Raw genomic sequence first — 16,428 nt, 5'->3', positions numbered from 1 at the left:
GCCAATGATGCAATTTAGCATTTCAAGAGAAAATCTATTAAAACCCTTACAGCAAGTTTGTGGCGTATTAAGCAATCGTCCGAATATTCCCGTATTAAATAACGTGTTATTACAAATTGAAGGTAACCGTTTAACGATTACAGGTACAGACCTTGAGGTTGAGCTTTCTAGCTATACTCAACTTTCTTCTTCAACGGCAGATGGTGCTTTCACTATTCCGGCTAAAAAATTCTTAGATATTTGCCGTACATTATCAGATGAATTTGAAATTACAGTTACCTTTGAAGAAGATCGCGCCATTGTAGAATCAGGTCGCAGTAAATTTAATCTCACTACTCTGCCCGCTGAAGAATATCCAAATCTGACAGATTGGCAATCTGAAGTGGATTTTGCCTTACCGCAAAGCACCTTACGTCGCTTAATTGAGGCAACCCAATTTTCAATGGCAAACCAGGATGCTCGTTATTTCTTAAATGGCATGAAATTTGAAACGGAAGGTAATTTATTACGTACTGTTGCAACTGACGGTCACCGTCTTGCCGTTTGTACGATCGAATTAGATCAAGATCTGCAAACCCATTCAGTTATTCTCCCTCGTAAAGGTGTATTAGAACTGAATCGCCTATTAGAAAGCAGTGATGAACTTGCTCGTTTGCAAATCGGCACGAATAATCTTCGCATTCACTTAAACCACATTGTGTTTACCTCAAAACTCATTGATGGTCGCTTCCCTGATTACCGTCGTGTATTACCACGTAATGCAACGCGTATCGTAGAAGGTAACTGGGAAACCTTAAAACAAGCTTTTGTACGTGCTTCTATCCTTTCTAATGAGCGTGTGCGCAGTGTGCGTTTAAACTTAAGTGAAAACCAACTTAAAATTACCGCATCAAACCCTGAACACGAAGTGGCGGAAGAAATTGTTGATGTAAACTACCAAGGTGAAGAAATGGAAGTGGGCTTTAATGTGACTTACATTTTGGATGTATTGAACGCCTTAAAATGCCAACAAGTACGCATTCGCCTCACTGATGCGTCATCAAGCTGCTTAATTGAAAACAGCGAAGATGCAAGCGCAGAATACGTCATTATGCCAATGCGCCTCTAAGAATAATGGCCATTTCCCGCTTAATTGTTGAAAAATTTAGAAATTTAAATGCCGTGGATCTTGAATTTGATCACGGCTTTAACTTTCTAGTCGGCAATAATGGCAGCGGAAAAACGAGCTTATTAGAAGCCATTTTTTATCTCGGGCATGGTCGCTCTTTTAAAAGTGCGGTCGCAAATCGCATCATTTCTTACGACGAACCTCATTTCACGCTTTTTGGCCAAATTCAAGAAAGCCAACATCAATGGTCTGTTGGCTTACAAAAACTTCGTCAAGGTAATACCATCGCGAAAATAAACGGTGAAGACGGCAATAAAATTGCCGATCTCGCTCACCTTTTACCCATGCAATTAATTACGCCTGAAGGGCTTACCTTATTAAATGGCGGCCCTAGTTTTCGACGTGCATTTTTAGATTGGGGCTTATTCCACCACCATAATAGTTTCCATTCCTCTTGGGTTGCATTAAACCGCTTATTAAAACAGCGAAATGCCGCATTAAGTCAAAATCAGCCTTATTCTGCAATAAAAATATGGGATATTGAATTAGCTAAATTAGCCCACCAAGTGAGTGATTGGCGAGCTGAATATGCAGAAGCCTTACGCCCAGAAATTGAAAAAACCTGCCAGTTATTTTTACCTGAATTAGAAATTACTGTTAGCTTTCATCAAGGCTGGGAGAAAGCGACAGAATATGGTGAATTATTGGCGCAAAACTTTGAGCGAGACAAAGCCATTGGTTATACAGTTTCAGGCCCACAAAAAGCGGATTTCCGCTTTAAAGCCAATGGACTACCTGTAGAAGATGTGCTCTCTCGTGGTCAATTAAAATTATTGATGTGCGCGCTACGTTTAGCGCAAGGTGAACATTTAATGATTCAAAAACAGCGTCATTGCATCTTTTTAATTGATGACTTTGCCTCTGAGTTAGATCAACATAAACGAGCCCTGCTTGCGGAACGCTTGCAACAAAGTGGTTCTCAAGTTTTCGTAACCGCTATTACTCAAGGCCAACTCAAAGAAATGCAAGTGGGAAAAGGAAAATTGTTCCAAGTAGATACCGGTAAGATCGCCGAACTACAGTCATAAAAAATAATCCGATCTGTTTAAAGATCGGATTACGTTTAAAACAATACTATTTTTGACCGCACTTTAGTTTGGTTTCCATTCGCCGTTCAGCACAGTACCAATCACGTCATAATCTTTTGTAAATACCGCTAAGTTTGCTACCTTACCAGCTTCAACAGAGCCTAAACGATCATCTACGTCAATCGCTCTTGCTGGGTAAAGATTACTCATACGAATTGCTTCTGCTAATGGAATTTCCACATATTCCACGGCATTCTTGATGGATTCCATCATGGTAATTGATGCGCCTGCAATCGTACCATTTGCGTCGTAGCAACGACCGTCTTTCACATAAATCGGTTTTCCTACAAAAGTGAAGGTTTCCAATTCAGGTGGTGCACCTGCAGCAGCAATAGAATCGGTCACAATACAAAGTTTGTCGCCTTTCGCTTTTTTATCTAAACGAACGTTACCAAAATTCACATGCACGCCATCTACAATAATGCCCGTGTAAACATCGGAGTCTAATACCGCACCAACTACGCCCATTGCACGTCCTGAACTGATTGGCGACATGGCATTGTGTAAGTGAGTCGCAAAAGTCGCACCTTTATGAAAAGCGGCTTTCGCTACTTCATAAGTCGCATTAGAGTGCCCAATAGACACAATAATGCCTGCTTTTACAAAATCCGGAATATATTGCACCGTTGGATTTTCAGCGGCAATGGTAAGCTTGGTAATAACATCCGCATTATCACATAAGAAATCTTTCATCTCTGGCGTCGCTTCACGGATATATTCCGGGCGATGCACGCCTTTTTTCTCAAGACTTAAATAAGGGCCTTCGATGTGTAAGCCAAGCGCTTGATTTTTATGCTTATTCAAATACTCACGCATGATATTTATTGCGTATTTGATATCTTCATCCGGTGCAGTAATAAACGTTGGTAAGAAACTGGTGCAGCCTGATTTCAAGTTCGTGGCTTGCATGATTTCTAATGTTTCTACGCTTGTTTGATCGTTAAACATCACGCCACCACAGCCATTTAATTGCAAATCAATAAAGCCTGCTGTAAGATTATGCCCTTTTAAATCAATGGTTTTAATCCCACTTTCTAATTCGCTTTGTGGAATAACAGATTGAATATATTCCCCTTCAATAACCACTGCATAATCTCTTAACACCTCATTTTTGGTGTAGATTACGCTATTAATTAATGCATACTTCATCATACCTTCCTAAAATCAAATTAAAATTAACCGCACTTATAACACACTATGAATCGCGCGTCCTTCCAATTCAGTAAAATATTTCACTGTTTTGACTTTCAATTCTTGCAATGCAGGCTCATCACATACCAAAACGAAATGGCGATGAAGCTGTAAAGCACTCACTGTCCAAAGGTGATTAATACTGCCCTCAACTGCAGCTTGCACGGCTAAGGCTTTATTATGGCCTGTTGCTAAAATCATTACTTCTTCTGCATCAAGTAATGTTCCTACACCGATTGTTAAAGCATATTTTGGTACTTGATTTACATCGTTATTAAAGAAACGAGAATTCGCGATAATGGTATCAGGCGTTAAGGTTTTAATACGGGTACGCGAACTTAAAGAAGAAGCCGGTTCGTTAAAAGCAATATGACCATCTACGCCTACGCCGCCCATAAATAAATGAATTTTGCCGTAAGATTTAATTTTTTCTTCATAACGACGACATTCTTCATCATGGTCAGCTGTGTTACCATTCAAAATATTGATATTTTGCGGTTGAATATCAATATGATTGAAGAAATTATTATGCATAAAACTGTGATAGCTTTCTGGATGTTCTTTTGGCAAACCCACATATTCATCCATATTAAAGGTCACCACATGTTTAAAACTCACTTCTCCCGCTTGATTTAATTTAATCAATTCTTGATAGGTCTTAAGTGGTGTGCTGCCTGTTGGTAAACCTAATACAAAAGGACGTTCTGCTGTAGGTTTAAAATGATTAATTCGATCAGCAATATGACGCGCCGCCCAACGGCTGACTTGTTGTTCATTGTTCAGAGGAATGAGACGCATAATAATCTTCCTTATCAGTGACACACCGACATTCTTTCCTCCCTCCATTGAAGAGAGAGGAAAGAAGTAAGTGCGGTCACTTTTCCATTAATTTATAAATATTTTGCTTTTAACTCTTTCGCTTTCGCTAATTGCTCTGGTGTTGCTTTCGCTGTCATTGGCTCACGGCAATAACCTGCGTCCACACCCTCTAGTTTCAATAGCTCTTTGATAGTGAGATATAAGCCATTCGCTAAAATGCCTTCGATAAGGTCATTGGTCACGTGTTGAACTTGAAGCGCATCAGCCAATTTACCTTGTTTGGTTAATTCAAAGATTTGTCTTGCACGCACACCATTTACGTTGAATGTACTACCGATCGCACCATCTACACCAAGAGATACTGCCGGTACCATCATTTCATCAAAACCAGCCCAAATGAGGTGGTTTGGATAAGCTTTTTTCAAGCGTTCTAATAGATAGAAATCCCCAGCGGTAAATTTCACACCTAGCACTTTCGGGTTTTTATAAAGTTCGCCGAATTGCTCAATCCCCATATTCACGCCTGTTAAGAACGGAATTGAGTACACGATCATGTTATTGCCTGTTTCAGCAATGATAGTGTCATAGTAATGTTTGATTTCAGGGAAGCTGAATTTATAGTAGAACGGGGTTACTGCAGAAAGACTGTCATAGCCTAATTCGGTTGCATATTTACCTAATTCCACTGCTTCATGTAAGTTCACACTACCCACTTGTGCGATTAGCGCGACTTGGTCTTTTGCTTCATCTTTCGCGATACGGAAAATTTGTTTTTTCTCTTCCGTAGAAAGCATGAAGTTTTCACCTGTTGAACCGCCTACATATAAACCATCAATTTTCATCTTATCAATGTTATAGCGAATGATTTCACGCAAACCTTTTTCATTGATAGAGCCATCTTCATTGAATGATACTAATAACGCACTAAAAATACCTTTTAAGTTACGCATTTTTCTCTCCTATTTGATACGTTGTTCTAAAATGACATTTAATGTTTTTTGCTTTATTTTGACTGCACTTTCCTGTGATGCCTGTACTAATAAAGCGTAAATCAAATCTAATACGAATAATTGGGCAATCTTCGTGCCGATAGAGTCGCCTTGCAACTTGCCTTGCTTATTCCCATTTACTAAAACAAGATCGGCATATTCTGTGATGGGTGAACGCAAACTGTGCGTAATCGCAATGGTTTTGGCACCGTTTTCTTTGGCAATTTTCATGGTATGAGTGGTTTCTTGAGAATAACCGGAATGGCTCAAACCAATTGCCACATCTTTTTTCGTCAATAACGATGCCTGCATATACATAAAATGGTTGTTACCCGTGGCATCTACTTGCACACCGATACGCATCAATTTATTTTTGGCATCTTCCGCGGTAATACCTGATGTACCCACACCAAATAAAAAGACTCGATTTGCTTGCTGAATGGCTTTTACTGCTTCTTCCAACTGCTCAAAATCTAATAAATTAATGGTTTCATCCATCACGTTATTGATGGCAGATTTCAGTTTATGTGCAATATTCAATGAGTTGTCAGAATCGGTAATATCTGAATCTAATACGGTGTTATCTTTGCCATCTTTTGTGGCAAGCTCGATGGATAATTCCAATTTAAAATCACTGAAGCCTTTAAAGCCGAGAGTACGGCAAAAACGCACAAAGGTCGCCTCCCCCACTTCTAAATGGGCGGCAATTTCAGCTAAAGGAGCTTGCACCGCAAGATCGGGATTTAATAAAATCGCATCCGCAATTTTCTTTTCAGTCTTCGTTAAACTACGATACAACGAGCTAATGGTATTTAAAATATTGCCGTTTTTAGCCATAAACCACTCCCGTATTTTTTGCTTGTAATAAGCAATCTTTTACCCAGTAAGCCGCGCCAATCAAGCCTGCATCTTGTCCAAATTGAGCGCTTTCTAATTCGCAGTGATAAACAGCGGGAAGTTCACTTAATAAAGATTGAACTAACGGTAAATAGCCTTCTGCCAATCCTACGCTACCGCCAACCACGACTTTTTGCATGTCTAATCCAATCTTCAAATCCGCAATTAAATTTGCAATGGCTTGTGCTGAACGAGTCACAAGTGCGGTTGCTTTTTCATCATTTTGGCGGAAACGCACAAAGACTTCTTTTGGATCACAAGGATCATCCCATTGAGAAGAAACCGCTTCAATCGCGCGACCTGATGCAATGGCTTCGACGCAGCCACGGCGACCACAACCGCAAATGGGACCATTAGGATCGGCCAAAGTATGGCCTATATGCCCCGCAATACCGTTTGGCTCAGTAAGTAAACGATGATTTAAAATTAAACCGCCCCCTACGCCTGTGGAAACAGTAATAAAGGTAAAGTTTTGAACATCATTAGGATTTTGTAGTTGATACTCTGCATAGGCTGCCGCTTGCACATCATTAAGTAAACCAATCGGTTTATCAGTATGCTGTGCAATGCTGTCTTTTAATGGGAATTGGGCTAATCCACCCAGGTTTTTAGGATTAAGTGCGGTCAGAATGCCTTGATTAATAATGCCCGTTGAAGCAACGGCGACATAATCAAACTGCCCTTCATATTCTTTTACCAACTGAGCAAGGGTTTGATGCATCGCTTGCGCAGCATCATCTTGTGGCGTAGAAATCTGTTTTCGCTGTTGAATTTCACCATTTTTCACTATAGCAGAAGCGATTTTCGTGCCACCAATATCTAATGCCAAACAACGCTGTAATGTCTGACCACTATCCACTGTTAATGACATATCTTCTTCCTTTATTTTTTCGCTGAATGAATGGCTTCGGTAAACCAACTTACGATATGCTCTAAGCGAGTTAATGCAGAACCTACGGTCACACAATAAGCACCAATTTCAATTGCCGTTTTCGCCAACTCAGGGGTGTTATAACGTCCTTCCGCCATGACTCGGCAGCCTGCCGCTTTCAAATCTTTAACTAATTGATAATCAGGTTCTTCCGGCACCGTGCCACCTGTGTAGCCAGACATCGTACTGCCCACAATATCAAAACCGAGTTTTTGACAGTACAAGCCTTCTTCTAAATTCGAACAATCAGCCATGGCTAAACAGCCTAATTCGTGGATTTTTTTGACCGCACTTTCAATATCTACCGGTCTAGGGCGATTTGTCCCATCCACGGCGATAATGTCTGCACCGGCTTTCGCTAAATCTTCAATATCATGCAAAAACGGGGTAATTCGTACAGGGCTGTCAGGTAAATCACGTTTCACAATACCAATAATTGGTACATTCACGGTAGGGCGTGTTGCTTTAAGATTTTCTATGCCCTCGATACGCAATCCGGCGGCACCACCAGCGACAGAAGCCTGTGCCATGGCAGCCACGATTTCTGGTTTATCCATCGGGCCATCATCGACAGGCTGACAAGAAGCAATAAGACCAAATTTGATTTTATCTAAGACTTCATTATGTGATAATTTCGACATATAAACTCCTACATTAGACAGTAACACTTGGTTTCCTTTTTGGCTTTCTAACCATTATAGTAAAACGCAGTAAAACTTGCACCATAAAAAAATATTTTTTGAAGTACAATTTCAAAAATTGTGATCGGCTTCTCAATTTTGAGATAAAGTTACCACATTTGTACAAAATATTTTTTTTTACTTTAGAATATGAAGTAATACTTCATTACTTATAAATAGGAGAAAAAAATGAATGTGTTAGGTTATGCGCAAAAAATTGGGCAAGCCTTAATGGTACCTGTTGCGGTCTTACCAGCAGCAGCTGTACTGATGGGTATTGGTTATTGGCTTGACCCAGATGGCTGGGGAGCTAACAGTCAACTTGCTGCATTTTTAATTAAATCGGGCGGTGCTATCATCGATAACATGGGCCTGCTTTTTGCCGTTGGCGTTGCTTTCGGTTTATCTAAGGACAAACATGGTTCTGCTGCACTTTCAGGTTTAGTGGGTTACTATGTGGTAACAACTCTACTTTCACCTGGTAGTGTTGCTCAGTTACAACATATCGATGTAAGTGAAGTGCCAGCCGCCTTCGGGAAAATCAATAACCAATTTATTGGGATTTTGATCGGCGTGATTTCGGCTGAACTTTATAACCGCTTCTATCAAGTAGAATTGCCAAAAGCGCTTTCCTTCTTTAGCGGAAAACGCCTTGTGCCAATCGTCGTTTCTTTTGTCATGATGTTCATCAGCTTCGTATTGCTTTACATCTGGCCATATATTTTCGGCGGTTTAGTGTCATTCGGTGAAAGCATTAAAGACTTAGGTGCTGTTGGTGCAGGTCTTTACGGTTTCTTCAACCGTTTACTCATTCCTGTTGGCTTACACCATGCATTGAACTCAGTATTCTGGTTTGACGTAGCAGGCATCAATGATATTCCAAACTTCTTGGGTGGTGCAAAATCACTTGCTGAAGGCACTGCAACGGTTGGAGTAACCGGTATGTACCAAGCTGGTTTCTTCCCTGTTATGATGTTCGGTTTACCGGGTGCAGCATTAGCGATTTATCTCAGCGCTAAACCAAGTCAAAGAACTAAAGTGGCATCAATCATGCTTGCAGGTGCATTTGCCTCATTCTTCACTGGTATCACTGAACCATTAGAATTCTCTTTCATGTTTGTTGCACCAGTGCTTTACTTCATCCACGCAGTATTAACCGGTATTTCTGTCTTTATCGCGGCGACAATGCATTGGATCGCAGGCTTCGGTTTCAGTGCGGGTCTCGTGGATATGGTACTTTCATCACGCAACCCGTTAGCCGTTGAATGGTATATGCTAATCGTACAAGGCTTAGTATTCTTCGTGATTTACTATGCAGTATTCCGTTTTGCAATTAAAGCTTTCAACTTAAAAACATTAGGTCGTACAGAAGAAGCAGAGGAAACCACTGCAGCACAACCAGCAGCGAGCCAATCTCGTGAAGAAAGAGCGGTCAAATTTATTGATGCTTTAGGTGGTGCTGATAACTTCAAAAATATTGATGCTTGTATCACTCGCTTACGTTTAAGCTTAGTCGATCAACACAAAATTAATGAAGAACAGCTTAAGTCTCTTGGCGCAAAAGGTATCGTGAAAATTGGTAACGATGGCTTACAAGTGGTTCTTGGCCCTGAAGCTGAACTTGTGGCAGAAGCCATGAAACAAAAAGTGAAATAACACACACCAAATGAAATGCCGACTCAGAAATGGGTCGGTATTTTTTTGCCAAAAATAAAGTAAAAAATGACCGCACTTTAGCTGAGAATTTTCCGTTTAAAGTGAGTTAATGAATGTTTGAAAGTTGAAGATTGTTTTGAAGGGTGGTGGAACTAAGCAGAATTGGTCTTAACAGCAAGTGGCTTACTGCATCGCATCCCTGCGGGATTTCTACCTAGCCCACCATAGATTTAAAGCATCTCTGGGGTTCCAGTCTGCGATATAAAATTAAAAGATTAAGAATCTTTTAAAAGCCACTTATATATTCAGGAGACCAATCCTGACTTCCAAAGAAACTACATTGGAAGGCAGTGGTATGATAGAAGTCTTCCACTATTTTGTCAATTAAGATATTGCACTAAAAGAAGTATTTTTTCGTTTTTCGTATAAAAATTAACAAAGGCATTTCAACTATCACATCAATGTAACAAAAACAAAATAACCGTCTTATTAAAGACGGTTATTTTTACTATCGAGTGCCGTAAACCACAATGGTTTTACCGTGGGCATGAATTAAATTTTGATCTTCCAGCATCTTAATTATTCGCCCTACGGTTTCACGTGAACAGCCCACCATTTGACCAATTTCCTGACGAGTAATTTTAATCTGCATGCCATCCGGATGAGTCATGGCTTCAGGTTGTTTTGCTAGATGCATAAGCGCCTGAGCAATACGCCCCGCCACATCCAAAAAGGCCAGGTTAGTCACTTGTCGAGATGTATTTTGCAAGCGTTTTGATAACTGAGAAGTAAGGAACATTAAAATCTCAGGATTAATTTGAATAAGCTGACGATATTTTTTATAGGAAATTTCTGCAATTTCACAAGGGGTTTTCGTTTTTACCCAAGCAGAACGTTTCGAACCTTCGTCAAATAAACCCGCTTCACCAAAAAATTGTCCAGCACCTAAATAAGATAAAATCATCTCTTTGCCTTCATCATCTTTCGATGAAACCATCACCGTTCCTTTAATTAAGAAATATAAAATATTGGCATCTTCCCCTGCGTGGATTAAGGTCGATTTTGCCGGATATTTATGTAAATGACAGTGGGTTAGGAACCAATCCAGAGCAGGATCGCGTTGCTGATCATCGTCTTGTAACTTTTGTTCTTCAAGTAATTCTACATCTTCTGACATATAAGCTCCTATTGATTCATTTTAGAAATTCCATTTTATCTTTTATATCAATGGATTCATGTAATTCTGACCAAACAATCACTGCACTTCCATTGTGAATCTTGTTTAGTAGGTGTTGTTTTTTTTGTTCTAAAGAAAATTCGTGTGAACCATAATCAGTACCTTCTCTAAGTACCACACTTTCCACAATATTTTCTAAGGTTTCGGTTGGCAATTCTTGCCACGGAATAATCATATATTTATCAACTAAAGTCAATTAAGCAAAAAGCGGTTCAAGAAAACGCCATTGCTGTTCAAAACTTTGATTTGCACCTAAACGGAAGTTTGTGCGGACATAACGCATAAACTGCCCTTCACAAAGCGTCACTAAATGCCCTGCAATAATACGTTCATCGACATTAAAACCCCGCCCTTCGCGTAATTTTCGCATTTGTAAAATATTCACAAATTGCATTTCAAGGCGATCGAAAAATTGCGCAACACGAGCCTGTAAAAGAGGTTCTTCAAACATCAATGCATGTCCGGTTAAAATACGTGTCAAACCTGGGTTTTTACGCGCAAAGTCAAGGATCATCTGCATAATGTCGCGCACTCGATTCATCGTATTGGTTTCGTTACGAATCGATGTGGTGATACGGCTAAATAAATTCGCTTCAATATTATCGATCAACGCTTCAAACATTTTAGTTTTACTCGGGAAGTAACGATAAAGTGCCGCCTCTGACACCCCCACTTCTTCCGCTAAACGCGCTGTTGTCATACGCTCCATTCCACGTTCAGAATGTAGCATATGCGTAAGTACCGTCAACACTTGTTGACGACGTTCTTTTACCGTGCGTTTTTCGATTTTTGGCGGTTTGATTTCCGCCGCAATCTCATCAACTTCAACGAGAGATAATTGTTCTACCATAGTTTATTTTTTACCTGAATGACCAAAACCGCCCTCACCGCGTTCAGTTTCGGTAAATTCGCTGACAATATTGAATTCTGCTTGTACGACTGGCACAAAGACTAATTGCGCAATACGGTCACCAACTTCAATTTTGACCGGTTCATGACCACGATTCCATACAGACACCATTAATGGACCTTGATAATCTGAATCAATTAAGCCCACTAAGTTACCTAATACGATACCATGTTTATGACCTAAACCAGAACGAGGCAAAATCACTGCTGCAAGGTTCGGATCGGCAATATAAATTGAAAGGCCTGTTGGAATAAGTTTAGTTTCGCCTGGTTGAATTTCAATGCCTTCTTCAAGTAATGCACGTAAATCCAAACCAGCTGAACCTTCGGTTGCATAGGTTGGTAAAGGAAATTCGTTGCCAATACGGCTATCTAAAATTTTTACATCAATTTTTTTCATGCTTATTTATCCTTTAAAAGAAATCTGTCATACAAAAGTGCGGTCACAAAATCTAACAAATTTTGAGCCTATTTTATTTGTGATAATGCGCAACAATTTCAGTGACCAACACTTCTGCCAATTTATTTTTATCAGTTAACGGCAACGCTTTTTCGCCTGTTTTCCAAAAGATCTGCAAAGCATTTTGATCTTGTCCGAATACTTGCCCACCCGATACATCATTGGCACAAATCATATCTAAATTTTTGCGTTGAAGTTTGCTCTTCGCATACTCAGCGACATTTTGCGTTTCAGCTGCAAAGCCCACAACAAATGGACGATCTTTTTCTAAACTTGCCACACTCGCGATAATGTCTGGATTTTTCACCAATTTAAGAGAAAGCTCATCGTTATCATTGGTTTTCTTAATTTTTTGATCAGCAACGTCCGCCACTCGATAATCAGCCACAGCAGCACAGCCAATAAAGATGCGATTTTTGACCGCACTTTCAAGGGAGGCTTGCCACATTTCATGGGCGGTTGTTACATCAATACGATGAACATTTTTCGGTGTAGCCAGATTAACCGGGCCGGCAATTAAGGTGACATTTGCCCCACGTTTTGCAAAGGCCTCGGCAATTGCAAAGCCCATTTTACCTGAGCTGTGATTAGAAATATAACGAACAGGATCGATAGCCTCACGCGTTGGGCCTGCCGTAATGGTGACACTTAAATCAGCTAAATCTTGTTGAACGGTAAAGAGTGATTGAAGCGACGCAAAAATTTCAGCGGGCTCAGACATTCTGCCCGCGCCCACATCACCACAAGCCTGAAAACCGCTATTTGGCCCCACAAAATAAATGCCTCGCGCAGAAAGAGCGGTCAAATTTTGTTGTGTAATCGCCTGGCGGTACATTTGCTGATTCATAGCCGGTGCGAGCAAAATAGGGGCACTTGTCGCGAGACAAATCGTGCTAAGTAAATCATTTGCCATTCCAACGGTTAAACGCGCAATAAAATCGGCGCTAGCTGGCGCAATCACAATCGCATCAGCCCATTTGGCCAGCTCAATATGCCCCATAGCTAATTCAGCTTGAGGATCAAGTAAAGATTGAGAAACCGCATTGCCCGAAATGGCTTGTAGCGTTAAAGGTGTGACAAATTCAGCGGCAGCGGGCGTTAAAGCCACTCGAACTTCTGCGTTAGATTTGCGTAATAAACGAATAAACTCAATGGTTTTATAGGCGGCAATGCCCCCTGTAATCCCGACAACAATACGCTTTCCGCTCAAGCTCATCTGCTACTCCGCTACGACTTAATAGAATGGATATGTTTTTGTGTGTTAGTACTTAACAACTTAAGGTCGCCTATTTTACTTCAAATTTCACCAATAAAAAATTTTATTTTTACGATCGCCGTTCCAAAAATAAAACTGATTTCTCGCCAAGATTGAAAACATCCTGAAAATTGACCGCACTTTTTTCTTTTCATTAATTAATATGCAGACAAACGCCCCCTTAATGCCTCGTGAAAAACTGTTGAAATATGGCGTTGAAGCCTTAGAAGATCACGAATTACTCGCTATTTTCTTACGCACCGGGATTAAAGGCTGCCCAGTCATGGAGTTATCACATCACGTGCTGCAACATTTTGGCTCTCTTCGAACCTTATTAAGCGCAGATAAAGAAGCCTTTTGCAAAGTAAAAGGATTAGGCATTACTCAGTTTATTCAACTGCAAGCCACCACAGAAATGACAAAACGCTATCTGAAGCAAGAATTACTGATAGAGCATGTATTTAGCGACACATCTACGGTAAAGCTTTATCTTCAAGCGGAGCTTCACCACGAAGAACGTGAAATTTTTATGGTGTTATTTCTAGATAATCAACATCGTTTGATTAAAAAAGAGCGGTTATTTTTAGGCACAATTAATGTAACGAATGTTTATCCACGAGAAATCATCAAAGAAAGCCTTTACTGCAATGCAGCCGCTTTAATTTTGGCTCATAATCATCCTTCTGGTATCGCAGAACCCAGTTATTCCGACAAACTGATTACACAAAAAATTATTGAAGCCGCTGAGTTAATGGATATTCGCATTTTAGATCATTTTATTGTCGGCAAAGGGACTTGTTATTCTTTTGCAGAACATAATCTGTTATAGTTTTAGGGAATTTGATGATTTTTTTATCGTTCATTTCCATTTAAAGACGGAAAAATCGCTTTTGGACTTGAGAAATGAAAATAAAGTCAGTATAATTTGCGACCTTTAATATAGTAAGTGGGTCGGATACTGCGACCTGACGAGGAAGCAAGCTTAGTTTTAAGCTTCATTATCCGAACCATAAGCTCGAGCTTATATTTAAATTATTGGAGATTATTATGTCTAGAGTTTGTCAAGTAACAGGCAAGCGTCCAGCTGTGGGTAACAACCGCTCACACGCGTTGAATGCGACACGTCGTCGTTTTCTTCCAAACCTTCACACTCACCGTTTCTGGGTTGAAAGTGAAAACCGTTTCGTGACCTTACGTTTAACTGCGAAAGGTATGCGTATTATCGATAAAAAAGGCATTGATGCAGTGTTAGCTGAAATCCGTGCTCGTGGCGAAAAAATCTAAGGAGCTAAAACATGGCAGCTAAAGGCGCTCGTGAGAAAATCCGTTTAGTTTCTACAGCAGAGACTGGTCACTTCTACACAACTGATAAAAACAAACGTAATATGCCTGAAAAAATGGAAATCAAAAAATTTGATCCAGTAGTGCGTAAACACGTTATCTATAAAGAAGCAAAAATCAAATAATTTTGCTGATTTGAAAAAAGCCCGACATTGTTCGGGTTTTTTTATATCACAAATTCATTACCGAGATTATCTATGCCTGAACTTCCTGAAGTCGAAACAGCCCTACGCGGTGTCAGTCCCTATTTAAAAGGTTTTACCATTGAAAAAATTGTAGTGCGTCAACCACAATTACGCTGGGTTGTCTCTCCTGAATTAACAACGCTCAAAAACGTCAAAATTTTAGATACTTCTCGCCGTGCGAAATACCTCATTATTCATACTGAAAAAGGTTATATCATTGGCCATTTAGGCATGTCTGGCTCTGTTCGAATTGTGCCGCACGATAGTCCTATTGATAAACACGATCACCTTGATATTGTAATGAATAATGGCAAATTACTGCGTTATAACGACCCGAGACGCTTCGGTGCATGGTTATGGACGGAAAGCTTAGATGACTTTCATCTTTTCCTAAAACTTGGTCCTGAACCGCTTTCAGATGAATTTAACGCCGAATACCTTTTTAAAAAATCACGCAAGAAATCGACCGCACTTAAAACCTTTTTAATGGATAATGCTGTCGTTGTGGGCGTAGGAAATATTTATGCTAATGAAACGCTCTTTTTATGTGGTTTGCATCCGATGAAATTAGCTGAAAATCTCACGCGAAACCAATGCGCCTTACTCGTTGAAACAATTAAAGATATATTAGCAAAAGCTATTATACAAGGCGGTACAACATTAAAAGATTTCTTACAACCCGATGGTCGCCCTGGTTATTTTGCGCAGAAATTGTTGGTTTATGGAAACAAAGACAAACCTTGTCCCAAATGTGGCACTAAAATTGAAAGCATGATTATTGGGCAACGCAACAGCTTTTATTGTCCTTATTGTCAGAAAAAGAAATAGGCGTTATACACGCCTATTTTTTAGAAAAAGGTACTCCAGAAATGAGAAATTGGCATGGCAAGGAAAAGAGCCGGCAGCATATTCGCCACATGGAACATTTGGATATTACAAATGCGAAAGCCTGCCGCTATCATTAGCATACCGCCTACCGCAGCAAAATCACCTCGCATTTCAGGTGTCACGAAAGGAATAATAAACACCGCAGAATAAGCTAAAATCACTTGAACTAATGTTTGTGGCACAAAAATACTCGCTACAGAAATGCCAAGCGATGTAGCAAAGATCATCGCCGTGAAGAAATCTAGAAAGGATTTCACAATAAGAATATCAAAATTCCCCGTCATCCCCTCATTCATCGCCCCGAAAATTCCCGTTCCACTAAATGAAAACAAAACCACAATCGCAACAAATTTAGACAAAAACTCTTCTTGGTTATGCATGCTACTTGGTGTATCAGGGAACATCTTTTCAACAAGGCCTTTCGCTGATGAGGCTAGCTTATTAATTCCGTGCTCTAATAAAAGCAATTCCCCAATTATCGTCCCTAATAACACCGATAAAATCATTGCGGGCATATTGGTCGTTTTCGCTACCATCACAATGCCCATGCCCATAGAACACAGACCAAAGATCAAGGTTAAATTAGTGCGTAAACGTTCTGGAATGCGTCCACCGAGCGCCGCACCGATAACTGCACCACCGATAATCGCCAGTGCGTTGATATAAGGTCCGATAATCATATTCTTCTCCGAGTTGACTTACCCTATTATACGAAAAATAGGGTGAAAATCGAC

General features: G+C 40.1%; 19 protein-coding genes. 7 read left to right on the top strand and 12 right to left on the bottom strand.

The features are described from left to right. Positions 1 to 7 precede the first annotated feature (7 nt). Both dnaN and recF read left to right on the top strand, forming a co-directional pair. Positions 8 to 1,108, top strand: coding sequence for a DNA polymerase III subunit beta (gene dnaN, locus HMPREF2732_RS01830; protein WP_070590559.1), 1,101 nt, complete (start codon positions 8 to 10; stop codon positions 1,106 to 1,108). A 5-nt stretch (positions 1,109 to 1,113) separates the two neighbouring features. Continuing rightward, complete coding sequence (recF, locus tag HMPREF2732_RS01825; RefSeq protein WP_070590556.1) at positions 1,114 to 2,196, top strand: DNA replication/repair protein RecF; 1,083 nt, start codon at positions 1,114 to 1,116, stop codon at positions 2,194 to 2,196. A gap of 63 nt (positions 2,197 to 2,259) precedes the next feature. Here recF and nagA read toward each other — a convergent pair whose 3' ends face one another. From nagA to HMPREF2732_RS01795, 6 genes are all read right to left on the bottom strand, one after another. Continuing rightward, complete coding sequence (gene nagA / locus HMPREF2732_RS01820; protein ID WP_070590552.1) at positions 2,260 to 3,405, bottom strand: N-acetylglucosamine-6-phosphate deacetylase; 1,146 nt, start codon at positions 3,403 to 3,405, stop codon at positions 2,260 to 2,262. Positions 3,406 to 3,441: 36 nt separating this feature from the next. Next, complete coding sequence (gene nagB / locus HMPREF2732_RS01815; protein WP_049363069.1) at positions 3,442 to 4,245, bottom strand: glucosamine-6-phosphate deaminase; 804 nt, start codon at positions 4,243 to 4,245, stop codon at positions 3,442 to 3,444. A gap of 92 nt (positions 4,246 to 4,337) precedes the next feature. Next, the gene (gene nanA / locus HMPREF2732_RS01810; protein ID WP_049367080.1) at positions 4,338 to 5,216 is read right to left on the bottom strand and encodes an N-acetylneuraminate lyase; all 879 of its coding nucleotides are present in this window, start codon (positions 5,214 to 5,216) and stop codon (positions 4,338 to 4,340) included. Positions 5,217 to 5,225: 9 nt separating this feature from the next. After that, positions 5,226 to 6,092 carry a MurR/RpiR family transcriptional regulator gene (locus tag HMPREF2732_RS01805; protein WP_005698439.1) on the bottom strand — a complete coding sequence of 289 codons (867 nt, stop codon included), beginning with the start codon at positions 6,090 to 6,092 and terminating at the stop codon, positions 5,226 to 5,228. Beyond that, positions 6,085 to 7,023, bottom strand: a complete 939-nt coding sequence (locus tag HMPREF2732_RS01800) for an N-acetylmannosamine kinase (protein WP_070590548.1) — start codon at positions 7,021 to 7,023, stop codon at positions 6,085 to 6,087. Before HMPREF2732_RS01800 ends, HMPREF2732_RS01805 begins: the two co-directional genes overlap by 8 nt. A gap of 11 nt (positions 7,024 to 7,034) precedes the next feature. After that, positions 7,035 to 7,724 (bottom strand): N-acetylmannosamine-6-phosphate 2-epimerase, encoded by a 690-nt coding sequence (locus tag HMPREF2732_RS01795; RefSeq protein WP_070590546.1) that lies wholly within the window; start codon positions 7,722 to 7,724, stop codon positions 7,035 to 7,037. 228 nt (positions 7,725 to 7,952) lie between these two features. Here HMPREF2732_RS01795 and nagE point away from each other — a divergent pair, with 228 nt between their 5' ends. Further along, positions 7,953 to 9,419, top strand: a complete 1,467-nt coding sequence (nagE, locus tag HMPREF2732_RS01790) for an N-acetylglucosamine-specific PTS transporter subunit IIBC (RefSeq protein WP_014064025.1) — start codon at positions 7,953 to 7,955, stop codon at positions 9,417 to 9,419. A 508-nt stretch (positions 9,420 to 9,927) separates the two neighbouring features. On the opposite strand, the gene crp is transcribed toward nagE, so the two are convergent. The 5 genes from crp to coaBC form a co-directional block, all read right to left on the bottom strand. After that, positions 9,928 to 10,596 carry a cAMP-activated global transcriptional regulator CRP gene (gene crp / locus HMPREF2732_RS01785; RefSeq protein ID WP_014064026.1) on the bottom strand — a complete coding sequence of 223 codons (669 nt, stop codon included), beginning with the start codon at positions 10,594 to 10,596 and terminating at the stop codon, positions 9,928 to 9,930. 16 nt (positions 10,597 to 10,612) lie between these two features. After that, on the bottom strand, positions 10,613 to 10,831 hold the full coding sequence (locus HMPREF2732_RS01780) for a YheU family protein (protein ID WP_005695554.1): 219 nt from the start codon (positions 10,829 to 10,831) through the stop codon (positions 10,613 to 10,615). Between the two features lie 21 nt (positions 10,832 to 10,852). Next, positions 10,853 to 11,506 (bottom strand): nucleoid occlusion factor SlmA, encoded by a 654-nt coding sequence (gene slmA / locus HMPREF2732_RS01775; protein ID WP_005698358.1) that lies wholly within the window; start codon positions 11,504 to 11,506, stop codon positions 10,853 to 10,855. A 3-nt stretch (positions 11,507 to 11,509) separates the two neighbouring features. Continuing rightward, positions 11,510 to 11,965, bottom strand: a complete 456-nt coding sequence (gene dut / locus HMPREF2732_RS01770; RefSeq protein ID WP_070590543.1) for a dUTP diphosphatase — start codon at positions 11,963 to 11,965, stop codon at positions 11,510 to 11,512. 73 nt (positions 11,966 to 12,038) lie between these two features. Next, positions 12,039 to 13,241, bottom strand: a complete 1,203-nt coding sequence (gene coaBC, locus HMPREF2732_RS01765) for a bifunctional phosphopantothenoylcysteine decarboxylase/phosphopantothenate--cysteine ligase CoaBC (protein ID WP_070590539.1) — start codon at positions 13,239 to 13,241, stop codon at positions 12,039 to 12,041. A 202-nt stretch (positions 13,242 to 13,443) separates the two neighbouring features. Here coaBC and radC point away from each other — a divergent pair, with 202 nt between their 5' ends. The 4 genes from radC to mutM all read left to right on the top strand — a co-directional run bounded on the left by radC (position 13,444) and on the right by mutM (position 15,634). Continuing rightward, positions 13,444 to 14,109: a RadC family protein gene (radC, locus tag HMPREF2732_RS01760; protein ID WP_070590535.1), complete on the top strand. Its 666-nt coding sequence runs from the start codon at positions 13,444 to 13,446 to the stop codon at positions 14,107 to 14,109. Positions 14,110 to 14,327: 218 nt separating this feature from the next. After that, entirely contained in the window at positions 14,328 to 14,564 is a 237-nt protein-coding gene (gene rpmB / locus HMPREF2732_RS01755) for a 50S ribosomal protein L28 (protein WP_005599762.1), read from the top strand. Between the two features lie 11 nt (positions 14,565 to 14,575). Beyond that, positions 14,576 to 14,746, top strand: coding sequence for a 50S ribosomal protein L33 (rpmG, locus tag HMPREF2732_RS01750; protein WP_005613503.1), 171 nt, complete (start codon positions 14,576 to 14,578; stop codon positions 14,744 to 14,746). Between the two features lie 72 nt (positions 14,747 to 14,818). Then, positions 14,819 to 15,634 carry a DNA-formamidopyrimidine glycosylase gene (gene mutM, locus HMPREF2732_RS01745; protein WP_070590532.1) on the top strand — a complete coding sequence of 272 codons (816 nt, stop codon included), beginning with the start codon at positions 14,819 to 14,821 and terminating at the stop codon, positions 15,632 to 15,634. A 20-nt stretch (positions 15,635 to 15,654) separates the two neighbouring features. Here the strand turns inward: mutM and HMPREF2732_RS01740 are convergent, their stop codons facing one another. Next, the gene (locus HMPREF2732_RS01740) at positions 15,655 to 16,374 is read right to left on the bottom strand and encodes a DUF554 domain-containing protein (protein WP_070590529.1); all 720 of its coding nucleotides are present in this window, start codon (positions 16,372 to 16,374) and stop codon (positions 15,655 to 15,657) included. Between the last annotated feature and the right edge of the window lie 54 nt (positions 16,375 to 16,428).

The organism is Haemophilus sp. HMSC061E01 (assembly GCF_001810345.1).
In the GTDB taxonomy this organism is placed as follows: Bacteria; Pseudomonadota; Gammaproteobacteria; order Enterobacterales; family Pasteurellaceae; genus Haemophilus_D.
This window is presented reverse-complemented; position numbering and strand designations above follow the sequence as displayed.